The 16,845-nt window shown below is 72.8% G+C and carries 13 protein-coding genes; 8 read left to right on the top strand and 5 right to left on the bottom strand.

Annotated elements, in window-relative coordinates; genetic code table 11:
• Positions 1 to 33: 33 nt before the first annotated feature.
• Positions 34 to 924: an alpha/beta fold hydrolase gene (locus FRAEUI1C_RS17435; RefSeq protein WP_013424635.1), complete on the bottom strand. Its 891-nt coding sequence runs from the start codon at positions 922 to 924 to the stop codon at positions 34 to 36.
• A gap of 70 nt (positions 925 to 994) precedes the next feature.
• Positions 995 to 1,576 (bottom strand): DoxX family protein, encoded by a 582-nt coding sequence (locus FRAEUI1C_RS17430; RefSeq protein ID WP_013424634.1) that lies wholly within the window; start codon positions 1,574 to 1,576, stop codon positions 995 to 997.
• 304 nt (positions 1,577 to 1,880) lie between these two features.
• Between FRAEUI1C_RS17430 and FRAEUI1C_RS17425 the strand changes: the two genes are divergently transcribed.
• The gene (locus FRAEUI1C_RS17425) at positions 1,881 to 3,104 is read left to right on the top strand and encodes an SfnB family sulfur acquisition oxidoreductase (protein WP_049806934.1); all 1,224 of its coding nucleotides are present in this window, start codon (positions 1,881 to 1,883) and stop codon (positions 3,102 to 3,104) included.
• A gap of 43 nt (positions 3,105 to 3,147) precedes the next feature.
• Here the strand turns inward: FRAEUI1C_RS17425 and FRAEUI1C_RS17420 are convergent, their stop codons facing one another.
• Both FRAEUI1C_RS17420 and FRAEUI1C_RS17415 read right to left on the bottom strand, forming a co-directional pair.
• A complete protein-coding gene (locus FRAEUI1C_RS17420) occupies positions 3,148 to 3,375 on the bottom strand; it encodes a helix-turn-helix transcriptional regulator (protein ID WP_013424632.1) in 228 nt (75 codons plus the stop codon).
• Entirely contained in the window at positions 3,372 to 3,827 is a 456-nt protein-coding gene (locus FRAEUI1C_RS17415) for a hypothetical protein (protein WP_013424631.1), read from the bottom strand. The genes FRAEUI1C_RS17420 and FRAEUI1C_RS17415 overlap by 4 nt, the downstream gene beginning before the upstream one ends.
• Before the next feature lie 1,420 nt (positions 3,828 to 5,247).
• Between FRAEUI1C_RS17415 and FRAEUI1C_RS17410 the strand changes: the two genes are divergently transcribed.
• From FRAEUI1C_RS17410 to yaaA, 6 genes are all read left to right on the top strand, one after another.
• The gene (locus FRAEUI1C_RS17410) at positions 5,248 to 6,645 is read left to right on the top strand and encodes a family 2B encapsulin nanocompartment shell protein (protein ID WP_013424630.1); all 1,398 of its coding nucleotides are present in this window, start codon (positions 5,248 to 5,250) and stop codon (positions 6,643 to 6,645) included.
• An 88-nt stretch (positions 6,646 to 6,733) separates the two neighbouring features.
• The gene (locus FRAEUI1C_RS17405) at positions 6,734 to 9,088 is read left to right on the top strand and encodes a terpene synthase family protein (RefSeq protein WP_013424629.1); all 2,355 of its coding nucleotides are present in this window, start codon (positions 6,734 to 6,736) and stop codon (positions 9,086 to 9,088) included.
• 7 nt (positions 9,089 to 9,095) lie between these two features.
• A complete protein-coding gene (locus FRAEUI1C_RS17400) occupies positions 9,096 to 10,442 on the top strand; it encodes a tetratricopeptide repeat protein (RefSeq protein WP_013424628.1) in 1,347 nt (448 codons plus the stop codon).
• A 52-nt stretch (positions 10,443 to 10,494) separates the two neighbouring features.
• On the top strand, positions 10,495 to 11,103 hold the full coding sequence (locus FRAEUI1C_RS17395; RefSeq protein ID WP_013424627.1) for a hypothetical protein: 609 nt from the start codon (positions 10,495 to 10,497) through the stop codon (positions 11,101 to 11,103).
• Positions 11,104 to 11,144: 41 nt separating this feature from the next.
• Complete coding sequence (locus tag FRAEUI1C_RS17390; RefSeq protein WP_013424626.1) at positions 11,145 to 11,531, top strand: hypothetical protein; 387 nt, start codon at positions 11,145 to 11,147, stop codon at positions 11,529 to 11,531.
• Positions 11,532 to 11,594: 63 nt separating this feature from the next.
• Positions 11,595 to 12,470, top strand: a complete 876-nt coding sequence (gene yaaA, locus FRAEUI1C_RS17385; RefSeq protein ID WP_013424625.1) for a peroxide stress protein YaaA — start codon at positions 11,595 to 11,597, stop codon at positions 12,468 to 12,470.
• Here the strand turns inward: yaaA and FRAEUI1C_RS17380 are convergent.
• Complete coding sequence (locus FRAEUI1C_RS17380; RefSeq protein WP_013424624.1) at positions 12,459 to 14,054, bottom strand: GGDEF domain-containing protein; 1,596 nt, start codon at positions 14,052 to 14,054, stop codon at positions 12,459 to 12,461. The genes yaaA and FRAEUI1C_RS17380 overlap by 12 nt on opposite strands.
• 371 nt (positions 14,055 to 14,425) lie before the next feature.
• Here FRAEUI1C_RS17380 and FRAEUI1C_RS17375 point away from each other — a divergent pair, with 371 nt between their 5' ends.
• A complete protein-coding gene (locus FRAEUI1C_RS17375; RefSeq protein WP_013424623.1) occupies positions 14,426 to 16,843 on the top strand; it encodes a sensor domain-containing protein in 2,418 nt (805 codons plus the stop codon).
• Positions 16,844 to 16,845: the final 2 nt, after the last annotated feature.

Raw genomic sequence — 16,845 nt, 5'->3', positions numbered from 1 at the left:
GCGGCGGGTCCTCGACGTCGGTCGACCGCTCCCTCACGACGGCGCCGGGGCGAGCGCGCGGGCGACGAAGGCGAGCTGGGCGGGCAACGCCGCGCGCCAGAAGGTGGGATCGTGCCCGCCCGCGCCGAAGGCGCGTTCGCCGGCCGCCAGCTCGTCGGCGGACTGGCGGGAGACCGCGTAGAACGGGTCGCCGCGCCCGCAGTCGATCCGGTACGCCACGCCCGTCGCCGGCGGCTGCCCGAGCACGCGGTGGGCGGCGAAGTCGGCGGCCGAGTCGAACGCCCCGGGCGCGCTGGCGCCGTAGGTCCGCCACATCGCCGGGCTGCTCGCGGCCACGGCGGCGACCAGGTCGGGGTGGCGCTCGGCGAGCAGCAGGGCGCCGTAGCCGCCCATCGACCAGCCGAGTGCCGCCAGCCGGCTGGTCCGCAGCCCCTGGGCCGCGAGCCGCGGGAGGACCTCGGCGAGAATCATCTGCTCGGGGTCGTCGCCGGCCGCGCGCCGGTGCCAGTACGCCTCGCCACCGTCGACGGCGACGGCCACGAACGGCGACGCTCCCGCCCGCACCGCCACCGCCAACGCCGAGTCCAGGGCAAGCAGGGCCACCCCGCGCCGGGCGTCGTCGCCCCGTCCGTGCAGGACGAGGCACACCGGCAGGCCGTCGAGCGGGCCCACCGCCGGCGACACGACCACCATCGAGACGGTCCGGCCGCGCGCGGCGCTGTGGAACTGGGTCTGGGTCACCAGCGCGGGCCCGGTCGGAACCACCGTCACGGCGGGGGCGGTCGCGGGTGAGGGCGACTGCCGTGCAGCCGGGCCGCCGCCTGCCGGAGCCGCCGGCCCCGGCGCCGACTGGCCGCCCGTTCCCCGGACCCACCAGGCGCCGGCGACGGCACCGGCCGCGGCCGTCGGGACAGCCAGCAGCATCGTCCGTCTACTCGGCCGCACAGCCACGATCATCGCATTCCCGGCCAGGCGGCCACCTGCGCAGGTGGACTCACACTCCCGCGACGGCCAGGACGATCCCGGCGCTGGCCCCGCCCAGACAGAGGGCGAAGAGCATCTCGGGCAGTCCGCCATCGCGGCGCAGGAACAGGCGGTCGAGCGCGAGACGCCCGGCACCGATCGCCGCCACGGTGAGAGCGACGATCGCGATGGTCAGTGGGTACTCGAAGCCTCCGTTGGTGCCCCACAGCCCGTGGGACGCCGTCACGACCATCGCGTTGATCATGACGCCGACGACGATCGCGGCCGACAGCGGGGTGAGCAGGCCGGCGGCGAGGCCGAGGCCGCCGAGGAGCTCCGAGGTGCCGGCGAGCCCGGCGAACAGGGTGCCGGGGTGGTAGCCCAGGTGCTCGAAGCCCACGCCGGTCGCCGAGAGGCCCTCGCCGCCGAACAGGCCGAACAGCTTCTGGGCACCGTGCCCGGCGAGCAGCAGGCCGACGGTCAACCGCAGGAGCAGCCGCCCGACATCGGCCGCGGAATCGGCCGCGCGGGACGAGCCACGCGGAGGCGAAAGAAACGGCACAGGGTAGGGCGTCCGGTGCGGCGCCAGGTGCCGCTCGGCGAGGAGTCCCATGTCGACCCCCTCTCCCAGGACCGAGGCGGTGAGCTGTGGTCACGACAGGGTCTGCCCGCTCGCGCGGCACGCACTCAGGCTCAAACCCGTCGGGCCGCGGCGTCGGGACCATTACCTCTTTCCCCATGGTTGCCGAACGATCCACATTAACGGCATGATGCTGCCACAAACTTTGTCGACCGGGATTGGGGATTATGGTGGATCTTGGCTTAGGTCGCGGCGAGACACGGCGGGCGGCGGCGGTGGGTGGCGGGCCGGGAGCCGTGTGCCGGGGTGCTCGGCCCGGCGGGGGTGACCTGTCCGGATGAGCCGTCCGCTGGCGGGGGATCGGGTGGCCGGCCCGGTGATCGGGTCGGACGTGGAGGCGATCGGCGCCGCGCGGCGCTATGCCGAGGCCATCGCCGACGGGGTGATCGAACGGGACCGCTCGGGCGCGGTGCCGGTGGAGGCGCTGGCCGCGCTGGATGCCAGCGGGCTGCTCGGGATCACGGTGCCGGCCGAGCACGGCGGCGCCGACGTCTCGCCGGTCACGCTCGCCGAGGTCGTCCGCGTGATCGCCGCCGTCGACCCGGCCATCGCCCAGGTACCGCAGGGCCACTTCCTGTTCGCCGACGTGCTGGCCGGGTGGGGAACCACGGCGCAGCAGCGCCGCCTGTTCGCGGACATGCTCGCCGGCGCCCGGTTCGGCAGCGGGCTCGCCGAGCGCGGCGGCCGGCACGCCCAGGACCTGAGAACCCGGCTGCGCCCGGACGGCGACGGGCTGCGCCTGGACGGGATCAAGTACTACAGCACCGGGTCGATCACCGCCCGCTGGATCGGGGTGACGGCGCTCGACGGCGCCGGGCGTCTCGTCCTCGCGTTCGTCGAACGCCACGCCCCCGGCGTCACCGTCGACGACGACTGGGACGTCATGGGCCAACGCGCGACCGTCAGCGGCACGACGACGCTACGGGGCGTGCCCGTGGACCCGGATCTCGTCATCCCCTACTACCAGGCGTTCGAGGGTCCCCAGCAGCTCGGGGCCCGCGCGCAGCTCGTGCACGCCGCGATCCAGGTCGGCATCGCCGGCGGCGCGCTGCGCGATGCCGGCGCGTTCGTGCGCGACCGGGCCAGGCCGTTCTTCGAGGCCGCCCGCGGCGGCTGGGTCGAGACCGCGGCGCAGGACCCGCACACGATCCTGCGCTACGGCAGGCTGGCGACCCGGGTACGCGCCGCCGAGCAGCTGCTGGCCTGGGCCGCCGGCCAGCTGGACGAGATCGGGCGGCGTCCCTGGGACGCGCGGGAGGCCGCGCGAGGCTCGCTCGCGGTGGCGCAGGCCAAGGCCTTCGGCAGCGAGATCGCCGCCGAGGTGGCCAGCGACCTGTTCGCCCTCTCCGGCGCGAGCGCCGCCGACGAACGCCACGACCTGAGCCGGCACTGGCGCAACGCCCGCACCCACGCCAGCCACGACCCGGTCGACTGGAAGTACCACCACGTCGGCAACTTCCACCTCAACGACGCGCTTCCCCCGAATCACGGCCAGATCTGAAGTCTGGACCGCCACCGACCCCGGCGCACGGCTGACGGCCGCATCAGCGGCGTGCGCCGGATTCGGTGGCGGCCTCGGACCGGTCGGGGAAGAAGATGTCCTCAATGGCAAGGTCGAAGATGTCGGCGAGGGTGAACGCCAGGGGCAGGCCGGGGTCGTAGCGTCCGGTCTCGATGGCGTTGATGGTCTGCCGGGACACCTGGCATCGGTCGGCCAGGTCCGCCTGACTCCAGCGGCGCTCGGCTCGCAGCGCGCGCAGCCGGTTTCTCACCGGTGCAGGCGGGTGCGCAGGTCCGCGACGACGAGCCAGAGCCCGACGCCTCCGATGACGATCACCTCGCTGAGGGCGCGCAGACCGACGATGTCGGCGGCGTCGAGCAGGACGGCGACCTGAAGGCCCACGAGGACCGCCGCGAAGGCGATCGCCATGCTCTCCAGCTGGATCTTGCGCTGATACTCGTCGGCGCGCCGGAACGCCCGCACCAGGACCCATACGACGGAGAGCGTGAAGGCGCCGGTCACGCCGAGCCACCAGGCCTTCTCGGCGGTGGTCTGGTCGGGGGAACTGCCCAGCGCCAGCGCGATCATCCCGAAGAGGGAGACCGGAACGCCGTCGATCAAGATCGCCCTGCGGGCGTCGCGGGTCACGTTGTCCTGTCGAGCCTCGTTAACCATGCGCCAAATGTAAAGACTGCTTTCCATATAGTCAAGCTTGCTTGTCATCCAGGCACGCCCAGACTCGGACTCGGCCAGGCCCGCGAGGGCCGCCGGAGACCGGGGCGTCCGGCTGGGCCGGCTGGTCAGTGCCTGGTAGTCAGCCGTAGTGACCACGAACTACCCCGGCGCCCTGCGGCACCGTCCGTTCGGGCCCCCAGGTCCGCCCGACCGCTACGGATGGTGCCGGGGGCGGCCGCCGACTCCTCACGTCAGCGCGCGGCCGCCGAGCCGGGAGACCACACCGTCGAGGCACCCCTGCTCACCCGACGAACTCGCTGGCGTGACGCGATCCCCCAGACCACGCGGTCGGCTACGCCCCCAATATCGAAAGTAGCGGGAACTGCCCCGGCCACCGCTCCTAGCCGTCGGGGAGTACCCATTCCTCGGCTACCGTCGGCGTGCGGCAGCCCAGCCGACGAGGGACTAGTTCTCTGGGGAATGCAGTGGAGCCTTTAGTCCCAGGTCGTTAGAGGCTAAAGCCTCCGACACGATCACTACCGGCTGGCCCGAGCGCCCAAAGCCGCAGCGGCTCGGTGCGCGGCGACCGACGCAGTCCGGCTCGGGGGCTCCGGCTTGCCGCAGGCCCAGCGGACCGCGCCCTGAGCAGCACCTCGGCCTCGGCGGTCGGCCGCCGGTGCGGGCGACCGTCGCGGCCGCGCGAGGCCGGCCGGGCTGGTCGCCCTGGAAATCTCGTGGCGTGCGTGCTCCACGAAAGTCGACCGCGTCGCACCTCGCCCCTGAGACGCGCGGCCGATCGCGCGGCAAAGGCGACAGCATCAATCGACGAGACGACCACCGCCGGGACAATATTCATCGACTCGGCGCAGCTAGGCCAAACCAGCGCCTCGGCCGGCCTCTCATACGTTGACGCCGCACCCGCGGCGGTGCGCCTACGACAAGCCTCGTCGCCGGTGGAACGACAACGAGACGCATCGGCTTCGCGAATCCGCCCCCCGGCCCGCACCGGGCACATGACCGCGAGTCATGTTCGGACCTGTGACAACGATCTTCACACCGTGTGTCCGGGCCTTCCCTGGCGTCGCCGACCTCGGGTCATAGCAGGACCGTCACATTGAGCCACTCGCCGATTGGTCAGGGGAAGTTCTTGCCGCTCCCGGGTGGGATGCGGGAAGCTTTCGCCGCGGCCGGCGGCGTACATTCCGACTGGCCGAAACCAATCCCGCCCGCTGCTGGCGGGACCTTGCCTGTGAACGCCCATCCAGTACCGCGTCTATGGCCCATTCAGGTAGGGCCGCGTAACGCCATGTCCTGCGGAGTATTCCGCGCGGCAGCCATCTGTTCGCTCGTTCGCGATCACTTATTCGCGTTCGCGATCAGCCATTCGACAGGCATGGGCGATTTCAGGCGATACCGACCGAGGCGCGGCGACTCCGTCCCGCGGCAACACAGATGGGTGATGCATGCCATGACCGAGCCTGTCAACGCCACCACCGAGGCACCGGATCAGCCGCTGAGCCTCAGCACCGCGGCCGCTAGGAATCTCGCGACCACCACCAAGTCCGTTCCGCAGATGCAGGAGATCTCGTCCCGCTGGCTGCTGCGGGTCCTGCCCTGGGTGCACACGGCGGGTGGCGTGTACCGGGTCAACCGACGTCTCACCTATGTCGTCGGCGACGGCCTCCTCACGTTCACCAACACCGGGTCGGACGTCCGGGTCGTCCCGGCCGAGCTGACCGAGCTGCCGGTGCTGCGCGGCTTCGACGGTGGCGAGCTCACCACGCTGGCTGACGCCTTCGTCCAGCGTGAGTACTCCCCCGGGGAGATTCTCGCCGAAGCCGGCGCCGCCGCGGCCGAGGTCGTCCTCATCGCCCACGGCAAGGTGGGGCGGTTCGGTCCCGGCGCCTTCGATGACGAGCGGTCGCTCGGAATCCTCAGCGACGGCGAGTACTTCGGCGCCGACGTGCTGGTCGGACCGGACACGACCTGGGACCACACCGTCCGCGCGCTGACCAGGACCACGGTGCTCGCGCTGCCGCGCCAGCGGTTCCAGGAGGTCGTGGACGCCTCGGACACGCTGCGGGCCTGGATTGACGACTACCGGAGCCGTCCCGCGCCGGCGCGGAACAAACAGGGCGAGGCCGAGATCTCGATCGCGGCCGGCCACGTCGGCGAGCCGGCGCTCCCGGGCACGTTCGTCGACTACGAGCTGGCTCCCCGCGAGTACGAGCTCAGCGTCGCCCAGACCGTGCTGCGGATCCACAGCCGGGTGGCCGACCTCTACAACGAGCCGATGAACCAGCTCGAGCACCAGCTCCGGCTCACCGTCGAGGCGCTGCGCGAGCGCCAGGAGCACGAGTTGGTGAACAACTCCGACTTCGGCCTGCTCCACAACGTCGACCTGCGCCAGCGCATTCACACCCGTTCGGGGCCGCCGACCCCGGACGACCTGGACGAGCTCCTCAGCCGGCGGCGCAGCACGCATGTTCTGCTTGCGCACCCGCGCGCGATCGCCGCCTTCGGCCGCGAATGCACCGCGCGGGGCATCTACCCGGCCACGGTGCCGTTCCACGACCAGCAGGTGCCGGCGTGGCGCGGCGTTCCGCTGCTGCCGGTCAACAAGATTCCCGTCAGCGCTTCCGGCAGCACGTCCATCATCGCGATGCGCACCGGCGAAGAGAATCAGGGCGTCATCGGGCTGAACAACGTGGGCATTCCCGACGAGATCGAGCCGGGCCTCTCCGTTCGATTCATGGGAATCAGCGAGAAGGCCATCATCTCCTACCTGGTGACGGCCTACTACTCCGCGGCCGTCCTGGTTCCCGACGCCCTCGGCGTGCTGGAGAGCGTCGAGATCGGACGCTAGGACCGCCCGCCGGCGCCGCGCGGCCATCGACCCGCCGCGCGGCGCCGGCGCCCCCACTCCCCTTCAGAAAGGAGGACGCGGAGCACCCATGAAGCCTTTCACGCTTCCGCGGTTCTACGTCCCCTACCCGGCGCGACTGAGCCCGCACCTGGACGCGGCCCGGACGCACAGCAGAGCCTGGGCCGCCGAGATGGAGATGATCGGCCCCGCCCCCGGCGGCGAGGTGATCTGGAGCGAGCAGGACTTCGACGCCCACGACTACGCCCTGCTGTGTGCCTACACCCACCCGGATTCCTCGGCCGACCGGCTCAACCTGGTCACGGACTGGTACGTCTGGGTCTTCTATTTCGACGACCATTTCCTGGAGCTGTTCAAACGGACAGGCGACATGGCCGGCGCCCGCGACTACCTCGACCGGTTGCGCGCCTTCATGCCGGTCGACGCAGGCGCCGTGGCCGGGGAGGCCCCGACCGGCCAGGATGCCCCGACGAACCCGGTCGAGCGCGGCCTGGCCGACCTGTGGGCGCGTACTGTCCCGGACCGGAGCGCGGCCTGGCGCCAGCGGTTCGTGGTGAGCACGCGCAACCTGCTGGACGAATCCCTCTGGGAACTGGCCAACATCAACGCGAACCGGGTCGCCAATCCGATCGAGTACATCGAGATGAGGCGCAAGGTCGGCGGCGCGCCGTGGTCCGCGAACCTGGTCGAGCACGCCGCGGACGCCGAGGTGCCCGCGGCCATAGCCGGCCTGCGCCCGATGCGGGTGTTGCGGGACACCTTCGCCGACGCGATTCACCTGCGGAACGACCTGTTCTCCTACCAGCGCGAGGTCGAGCTCGAAGGCGAGCTGAGCAACGGAGTCCTGGTCATCGAGCGTTTCCTCGACTGCGACACCCAGTCCGCGGCCGAGCTGGTCAACGATCTGCTCACGTCCAGGCTGCACCAGTTCGAGCACACGGCGATCAGCGAGGTCCCACCCGTTCTCGAGGAGAACGGGATCGACCCGCTCGCCCGCGCCGCCGTCGTCGCGTACGTGAAGGGCCTGCAGGACTGGCAGTCGGGCGGCCACGAGTGGCACCTGCGGTCCAGCCGGTACATGAACGACGGACCTCGGCCCGACGGTATCGCCGAGACCTCGCAGCGGGTGGCCGATCGCGGCATTCTTCCGCACGGCCCGACCGGGCTGGGCTCGTCCATCGCCCGGCCGCTGGAATCGGTCCTGGCGACCGCGCCGCAACGCGGGCGCGCCTTCAGCCACGTCCCGTTCCAGGTCGTCGGGCCCTCACGGGCGCCAGCGCCGTACATGCCCTTCCCCGTGGGCGACAACCCGCACCTTCCAGGCTGCCGCCGGGACAGCGTCCGGTGGGCCCGGGACATGGGGCTACTCGCGCAGGTGCCGGGAATCTGGGATGAGCACAAGCTCGTCTCGTACGACTTCCCACTCTGCTCGGCCGGGCTCGACCCGGATGCGAGCCAGGCCGACCTGCTGCTCTCGGCCTGCTGGCTGACCTGGGGCACCTACGCGGACGACTACTACCCCGTCATCTTCGGCCGGGCGCGGGACCTCGCCGGGGCGCGGGCGTGCAACGAGCGCCTGCGGCAGTTCCTGCCGGTCGAGTTCGCCACCCTCGCCGGGGCGACGCCGCCGCCGCTCCTTGCGCTGGAGCGCGGACTCGCGGACCTGTGGGCCCGCACCGCCCCGCCGTTGAGCCTGAGTGCGCGACGATCCTTCCGCGCGGCGATCGACCTCATGCTCGACAGCTGGCTGTGGGAACTCGCGAACCAGGCCGAGAACCGGATTCCCGACCCGATCGACTACCTCGAGATGCGGCGGGCGACCTTCGGCTCCGACCTGACCATGGCCCTCGCCCGGGTGAGCGGCGAGCGGCTGGTGCCAACGGAGATCTACGCGACCCGCCCGATCAGGGCACTGGAGAGCTCGGCCTCGGACTACGCCACCCTTCTGAACGACCTCTTCTCCTATCAGAAGGAGATCCAGTTCGAGGGCGAGCTGCACAACGGCGTCCTGGTTGCCGAGAAGTTCCTGGGCTGCTCCCGCGAGCGTGCCGTCACGGTGGTCAACGATCTCATGACCGCGCGCATGCTGCAGTTCGAGCACATCGTCGAACAGGAACTGCCGGCGCTGTTCGAGACGTACGACCTGGCCGAGGACGCTCAGGGCGCGCTGCTGACCTACGTCGAGGACCTGAGGAACTGGCTCGCCGGAATCCTGCGGTGGCACCAGGGCACCCGCCGCTACGACGAATCCGAGCTACGTCAGCATCCCGCGGCCGGTGTCCCACCGTTCGGGTCTCCGGTCGGTCTGGGCACCTCGGCGGCGCGGCTGGCAAGCCTCACCCGTCGGTCGTCAGGCGGTCTGGGCGCGACCTCGTCCCCATCCGGGCCGCGTGGCCACCGGCCGCCGCCCGCTCGACCGCGATAATCGCGCCATGAGCGAGATCCGCGTGGACCGCTGGGGGGTCCCCGTACGGGCGGCCGACGGCGGCGCCGTTGGCGTGCTGGACCAGGCGATCGAAGATCTAGTCGGGCTCACCGGGGACCCGGTCGGCGGGGCCGAGGCCGCGATCGCGGCGGACGGCGAGCTGGCGCTCGCGCGGATCTTCCGCGCCTACCTGGCCCTCTACGCGACCACCGCCGACGGCGTCGCCCAGGCCGGCCAGCTCCTCGAACCGCTGGGGCCGGCCGACGCGAGCCCGGCCGCCTCGCGCGAGGCCCACCACCTGGCCGCGGCCAGGGCCTGGGCGGACGGCGACTGGCACGCGGCCACCCGCGCGCTGCGGCGCGCCCTGGTCGCCAACCCCCGCGACCTGCTGGCCCTGAAGATCGCCCAGGATCTCTCCTTCTTCCTCGGCGACCGCCGCGAGCTGCGCGACCTCGTGGCGAGAGTGCTTCCCGCCTGGCCGGAAACCGACCCGGCCTGGGGGTTCGTCCAGGGCATGTACGCCTTCGGCCTCGAGGAGAACGCCGACTACCGGGCAGCGGAGGACGCCGCCCGCCGGGCCCTCGCCCGGGGCCCCCGGGACGTGTGGGCCGTGCACGCGCTGGCCCACGTCTTCGAGATGGAGGGCAGCCTCCCGGAGGGCGTGGCGTTCCTGACGTCGTCGGCGCCCGACTGGCGGGACAGCTACTTCGCGGTGCACAACTGGTGGCATCTCGGGCTGTACCTGCTGGAGCAGGGCCGGGCCGACGACGCGCTCGCGCTGTATGACGAGCGGGTCCGCGCCGTCAGCTCGACCGAGTGGCTCGACATCGTCGACGCGGCCGCGCTGCTGTGGCGCCTCGCCCTGTACGGCACGGACGTGACCACCCGCGCCGCCGCGCTCGCGACCGACATCCGCGACCTGGTCGGCGGCGCACCTACCTACATCTTCAACGACTGGCACGCGGTCATGGCCTTCGGGCTGGCGGGCGACCACGCCCGGGCGGCCCAGGTGGTCGCCGCCAACCGGGACCTGACCGCTCCCGCCAACCGCCAGGCCGCCGAACGGGCCGGGCACGGCCTGCTCACCGCCTTCTCGGCGTTCGCCGACGGGGAGCCGCGGACCGCGGTGGACCTGCTTCTGGACCTGCGCTCCGACGCCCACGCGGTCGGCGGGAGCCACGCCCAGCGCGACATCATCGACCTGACCCTGATCGCCGCAGCGGCGCGGTCCGGGCAGGCCGGCCTCGCCCGCGCGCTGGTCACCGAGCGGGTCGCGCGCAAGCCACCCGCCGAGCCGTCGGCACGCGCCCTGCTCGCCGCGAACGGCGGCGACGACACCTGGCTCACCTGGTGACCGCCGCCAGCCAGCGCGACACCCGCCGCGGCCGGCCGGGCAGAATCGACGGGTGCGTCTCGGCATCGCCCATCACTACGGCTGGGCCGTGGCCGTCACCGCCACGACGGACCACACGGTCGTGGACCGGCGGCGGATCGAGCTGATCGAGCCCGGTCTCCCCGCGGCGCCGGTCCACCACGAGGGCGGGCCGCACGTGCTCCACCAGCGAGCGGAGCCGTTGGACGACGGCGCCCTCGCCGCACTGGTCGCGAACGTGCGGGCGTCGGTGGTCCGGGCCACGGCCGGCGCGCTGGACGAGCTGGCCGCCGCGTTGTCCGAGCCGATCGGCTCGCTGTCGCTGCGCTCCTGGCCGGCCGACTTCCCCGCCGACCTCGCCGTCCAGCGTCGCGTGCCCTATGAGAGCCGCGCCGACTCCGTGATGTACCTCCAGGTGCTCGCCGGGCTCGCCCTCGACCGGGGCTGGGCCGTGCACCAGTACAACGCCACCACCGTCGAGCGAGAGGCGGCCCGTCTCCTGGGCGAGCGAGCCGAGAAGGTGCTGTACGGCCCACGCGCCAGCCTCGGGCCACCGTGGTCGAAGGACCACCGGACGGCGCTGGCCGCGACGGTCGTCCTCCCTGCCGGCGGCCGGCCGGAGCAGGCTGTCGCCCGGCCCTGACGTACGGATCGGAAAACGGACCGCGTGCGAGGCTGGGCCCCATGTTCCCGGTGACGCCCGCCGCCGAGGCCGCGCTGGCCGTGGCCACCCGTTTCTGCTCCCCCGCGCTGGTCAACCATTCCGTCCGCTCCTACCTGTGGGGAGCGAGGTACGGCACCGCGCACGGCATCGCCTTCGACGAGGCCCACCTCCTGCAGGTCGCCACAAGCTGGGAGGTCGTCGGTCCGCGGCCACGGGAGTTCCCGCCGGACGCGAGGGCGCAGGTGCTCGCCCGCTATCCACGGCTGGGATTCGGCACCGAGTTCGTGGCCTGCTTCGAGGACCAGGCCAGGCGCAAGCCGGGCAGTGCCGCCGCCGCGTCGGTCCGGAAGAACGTCGCCGGCCGGATCGCCGCGAATCCGCTCGAAGGCCGCCCGCCGACGCCCTAGGGTGACCGCCGACGCCGTAGGTTGGCCGCCGGGACGTCGACATCGCGAGATGAGGTCGGGTACGTGCGGATCCTGCTGCCGCCGAGCGAGGCGAAGGCCGAGGGTGGCGACGGGCCGTCGCTGCGGACGGCCGGGTTCGGCGACGGCCCGCTCGCGGCGGCCCGGGCCGAGGTGGCACGAGCGGTCGCCGCCTTCTGCCGCGACGACCCGGCCGCGGCGGTCGTCGCGCTGCGGCTGCCGGCCTCGCGCGCCGAGGCGGATCTGGCCGCGAACGTCGCGATCCTGGACGCGCCGACGATGCGCGCGCTCGACCGGTTCGTCGGCGTGCTCTACGAGGCACTCGCCCCGGCGACGCTCCCACCGGCCGCGCGAGCCGCCGCCGACCGGGCCCTGTTCGTCTCCAACGGCGCGTTCGGCCTCACCGGCGCGGCCGAGCCGCTGCCCGACCAGCGGGTCGCCATGGCGGCGGCGATCCCCGGCCTGGCCGGCAGCGCCGGCCCGACCGTCCTCGCGACCTTCTGGCGCGCCCAACTCGCGCCGATTCTGCCCGACCTGCTCGCCGCCGCGCCGACCGCCACCGGCGAGCACCTGATCGTGGATCTTCGCTCCTCGGACTACGCGACCGTGCCCCGCCTCACCGGGCCGCTGCGGGCGGGAGCCCTCCCCGTTCGCGCGTTGACGGAGAAACGCGTCGGCGGGCGCTGGGTTCGCCGCCCGCTCAGCTACCAGGCGAAGCAGGCCAAGGGCCTGCTGACCCGGGCGCTGCTGCTGGCCGAGGCCGCCGACCGCCCGCTGAAGACCATCGACGACGTGGCCGAGGTAGCCGAGTCCGCCGGCCTCGCCGCCGAGCCACACGGCAGCCCGACTACCCCCGCCCTCGACGTCATCACCCGTTGGACCCCGCCGGGCACATCCACGCGCGGCGCCTCACGTGGTTGAGACAGTCCCGGTGGACAGGACCGGGTCGTAGACGACCAGTCTGCGGGAGCGTTCGCGTTTCGCGGCGTACATGGCCAGGTCAGCCTGGTGGAGCAACGTGTCGGGGCACGTCGGTCCGGCGTGGTCGAGGGTGACGAGGCCGAGGCTGGCGCGGGGGTCGTAGCGGCGGCCAGCCAGCTCGCAGGGCTCCTCCACCGCGGCCGCGAGCCGCTGGGCGATCTGGACCGGCTTGTCCGGGCCGTGGCCGGCGAGAATGACGGCGAACTCGTCGCCGCCGAGACGCGCGACCGTGTCCGTGGCGCGGACCGCCGCGCACAGCCGGGCCGCGCTGATCTTCAGCAGCTCGTCGCCGACGGCGTGCCCGAAGGCGTCGTTGACCCCCTTGAAGTGGTCCAGGTCGACGAACAGGACCGCGACGGCCTCGCGGCCGGCGAGCGCACCGCCGCCAGGGGTGCTGCCGGCGCCGCTTGGCGGGTGGTCGCCGCCGACCGCGCGCGCCAGGCGCCGGCTGAACAGGGCGCGGTTCGCCAGGCCGGTCAACGGGTCATGAAAGGCCTGATGCCGCAGCTGCCCCTCCCGCACCCGCACCTCGGCGAGCAGGTGGGTGTTCTCGGCGATGGTCATCATCTGCCGGGCGAGCGCGAGGACGAGCAGCGAGACGGTTCCATACGCCTCGACCCGGTCAAGGGGCGCCCCCGCCACGAGCCTGCCGAGAATCAGCACCCCGGCGACGCCGAGCACGGCATACGGCAGGGCGGCATGCGCCCACACCGCCCGCGGAGCGGCCATCGCCTCACCGTCGCGGTTTCCCTGACCGCCCACCGGCGTCAACGCGGCGAGGGTGATCAACTGAACGGAGACGATGATCGGCAGCATGCTCCACGCCGGAAGGTCATAGTCGCCATGGGCGAAGCGGTAGACGAGCAGGCCGTTCGTGAGGGCGTAGGACAGCAGACCGGCGCCCAGCAGCGCCAGCGTCGCCGGCTCCCGCGGCCGGCGGAACGTCCCGATCAGCAGCACCGTCGCGGTGAGGATCAGCCCGGCGACCTGGTGCACGAGCGCGAAGGCGACCTCCGCCGGGTCGGGCGCGCTGGTCCGGATGAGGTCCTCCAGTGACGTCCCCCATTGCACCAGGAGGATCGAGCCGACGATCAGCACGCTGTCGAGCACGACGATCACATGCCAGCGGCTCGGCCCGGCCCGCGTCCGGTGGGCGCCCCGGTCCTCGAACGGGCAGGTCGGCAGGGACAGCAACCCGGCCAGGGCCAGGCCGTAGAAGACGATCAGGCCGGAATACTCCGAGGTCACGTTGGCCGAGATCGAGGCACTGCTGACTAGCGTCACCAGTGTCAGCAGGCCGCCCGCCCCGAGGCCGACCGCGAAGACACCGATGAGCACCCGCCATCGCCGGTCACCGGGCTCGGCACGTCGAGCGCTCCAGAGGCAGGCGACCGAGGCGACGGCCTCGGAGACGCAGGCGACGGCCACCGTGGCGATCCGCGCGGGCGCCGAGCCCAGCACCACCGCGAACACCCCGGCCAGCGCGACGAGCAGCGCACCGCCGACAGCGGCCCGACGGAACACCCAGGACCCGCCGGTCCGTCCAGCCGATCGCCGAGGGCCTGGCGCTGCGCCCCCGACTCCGCGGAGCCCCGCCACCACACCTCCCTTCACCACAACGCGACCATCTGGACACTCAAAGCGACCGACGCACGGCCGCGCGCCTCGCCGGGGCACCGCGGCACCCTCAGAAGTCCTGCCCGACCCCCGGATAGCGAACCGACCAGAGGCGGGAGGCCGCGGTCATTGCCCGTGCTCGCACCAGGTCCTCGGCGGCGGAGACCAGGCATGCCCCGGTTGGTCGCCGCGGCACGGGGTAGAGGCCTGTACCGGCGCAGAGTCGCGGCCGTCGGCGGACGGGCCGCGCGGCGTCCTGCCATCGGCGGGGAGGCGACGTGTCGAGTGGCGGCGACGAACACGACCGGGAGATGGGATTCGTCGACCTCTTCCATCAGCTTCAGATCGGTCTGACAGTCACCCGCATCGCGGACGGCCGGCTGCGCCGCGTCAACACCGCGGCCTGCGCGCTGATCGGTCGGAGCGAGGCCGAACTCGTCGGCCTGGACTGGCGCGAGATGATCGACCCGACGCAGGTCGACGAGCTGAACGCGGCCTTCAGTCAGCAGTCCTGGAGGCGCGTCGGCGAGGCGGGCCGCCGGGTGATCCGGTTCCTGCGCCCCGACGGCACGGTCGCTCACGTCCTCGCCTCGGGGGGCATCGTCACCATCGACGGCGACCGGTGCTTCCTCACGCAGCTCCAGGACATCACCGAGTACGTCTCGACCCACCAGCAGCTCCAGCTCGTGCTCGACAGCACTCCGGTCTCGGTGTTCCTCCTCGATCGCGAGGGACAGGTGGTGGCGAGCGCCGGAACGGCCCGCGAGTCGCCCGGGAACGCTGCCGGCTCCGGCCTCCACGAGGCGCTCGGCGACGAGCCCGCCGTCCTGGAGATGGTGCGCAGTGCGATGGGAGGCCAGCGCGTCCACAGCGTGGTGCCGTCCGGCCGGTGCTGGTACGACGTCCACCTGGTCCCGGTGTCCGCCGCTGGGCGGACCGCGGTCGGTGGGGTCGTCAGCGACGTGACCGAACGCGAACGGGCGACCGCCGAGCTGTTGGACCGGACGGCCCGCCAGACGGCGCTCGCCAACCTGGCGCAGTACGCCCTGGAGATCGGCGACGAGCTGGCCCTGTGGGATCTGGGCATCAGCGCGCTCACCGATCAGGTCAACGCCGACCGGATCACGGTGGAGCCCTGCCCTGACGGCGCGGCCGGCCGGGCCGGTCCCGACGCCGAAGCCGGCCGGGACGCGGACGCGGCGCCCACCCTCGTCCGGATGCCCGTGGGACACACCGATGAGCCGGTCGCGACGGTCACCGTCCGCCGCGCCGCGCCGGGCCTGACCAGCGACGACGTCGCCTTCATCCGCTCCGTGGTCGCGATCCTCGGCTCCGCGGTGCTGCGCATCCGGATGGAGAACGCCGCCCGGTTCCGGTCGCTGCACGACCCGCTCACCGGCCTGCCCAACCGCGTCGCGATCCTCGATCACCTCCGGCGAAGCCTGGCCCAGGGCCGACCGGACACGCGCCGGACCGGCGTCCTGTACATCGACTTGGACGGCTTCAAGGCCGTGAACGACACGCTGGGGCATCACGCCGGCGACGAGCTTCTGCAGGCGGTCGCCGGCCGGCTGCGCCAGCTGGGCCGCCCGACCGACCTCGTCGGCAGGCTGGCAGGCGACGAGTTCGCCGTGTTGTGCGAGGGAGTCGGCGGCCTGGAGGACCTGCGCGCCATCGGCGAGCGGGTGATCCACGCGCTCACGCCGCCCGTGCGGCTGCGCCGCCTGGTCAGCGTCGGCGCCAGCATCGGGATCGCGCTGGCCGGCCCCGACCTCACCGACGCCGAACAGGTCCTCGACGCCGCCGACCTGGCCATGTACGCCGCCAAGCGCCGTGGGCCGGGACGCTGCGTCGCCTACGACGACACGATCCGCGAGACCGTCGCGACGCACCTGGCGGGGGTCACGGAGCTGCGGCAGGCCGTCGCCGCCGGGCGGCTGGTGCCGCTGTTCCAGCCGATCGCGTCCAGTTCCGGCACGGTGGCGGCCGCGGAGGCCGTGCCCTGCTGGCCGCAGCCCGGCGGGCGCCTGCTCGGGCCGGAGGAGATCGAGCCGATCGCCTTCGAGGCGGGACTGAGCGGCGACCTCGACCAGTGGCTCGTCGACAGCGCCCTGCGCACCCTCGACGCGGCCCCCACTCCCCCGCCGCTCGGCGACGCGGGCGAGGTCGACGCCCCGGCCGGCGAGCACGCCGACGACGCGTGCCGGCACCTGTGGATCCGGATCTCCGAGCGCGGCCTGGGCGAGTCCGCGTTGCGGGACCAGATCATCAGCCATGTTCGGGGTTCCGGACCGCGCCATCCGCGCGGCCCCAGGCTCGGCGTGCTCATCCCCGACACGATGTGGCAGCTCGACTACCGCAACGTCAACACGGCCATCGGGGACCTCGCCGCGGCCGGCGTCGAGACCCGGCTCGACTTCACCGAGCTGGGCCCGATCCGAGCGATCACCAAGGACAACATTCCCCCGGGCCTCGGCGGCATCCGCCTCAGCGACCGGCACATCCACAATCTGGACGACGGCGACGTCGGCATCGCCATCATCGCGGGCATCGTCCGCTTCGCCGACCTCCTGCACCTCGCCGTCGCGGCACAGGGGGTGGACACCCCGGCCCAGCTCGCCAGGATCCGCGCACTCGGCTGCGACCTCGCCCAGGGCGCCGCCGTCGGCCCGGCAGCGCTCACGCCCCCCTGGTGACC

The sequence above is a fragment of the Pseudofrankia inefficax genome, from assembly GCF_000166135.1.
GTDB lineage: Bacteria > Actinomycetota > Actinomycetes > Frankiales > Frankiaceae > Pseudofrankia > Pseudofrankia inefficax.
This window is presented reverse-complemented; position numbering and strand designations above follow the sequence as displayed.

Excerpts from the sequence above, each read along its gene's own strand:
- FRAEUI1C_RS17405 (WP_013424629.1), top strand. The coding sequence starts at position 6,734 with ATGAAGCCTTTCACGCTTCCGCGGTTCTACGTCCCCTACCCGGCGCGA.
- FRAEUI1C_RS17425 (WP_049806934.1), top strand. The coding sequence starts at position 1,881 with ATGAGCCGTCCGCTGGCGGGGGATCGGGTGGCCGGCCCGGTGATCGGG.
- FRAEUI1C_RS17435 (WP_013424635.1), bottom strand. The coding sequence starts at position 924 with ATGCTGCTGGCTGTCCCGACGGCCGCGGCCGGTGCCGTCGCCGGCGCC.
- FRAEUI1C_RS17415 (WP_013424631.1), bottom strand. The coding sequence starts at position 3,827 with ATGACAAGCAAGCTTGACTATATGGAAAGCAGTCTTTACATTTGGCGC.
- FRAEUI1C_RS17430 (WP_013424634.1), bottom strand. The coding sequence starts at position 1,576 with ATGGGACTCCTCGCCGAGCGGCACCTGGCGCCGCACCGGACGCCCTAC.
- FRAEUI1C_RS17410 (WP_013424630.1), top strand. The coding sequence starts at position 5,248 with ATGACCGAGCCTGTCAACGCCACCACCGAGGCACCGGATCAGCCGCTG.
- FRAEUI1C_RS17390 (WP_013424626.1), top strand. The coding sequence starts at position 11,145 with ATGTTCCCGGTGACGCCCGCCGCCGAGGCCGCGCTGGCCGTGGCCACC.
- FRAEUI1C_RS17400 (WP_013424628.1), top strand. The coding sequence starts at position 9,096 with ATGAGCGAGATCCGCGTGGACCGCTGGGGGGTCCCCGTACGGGCGGCC.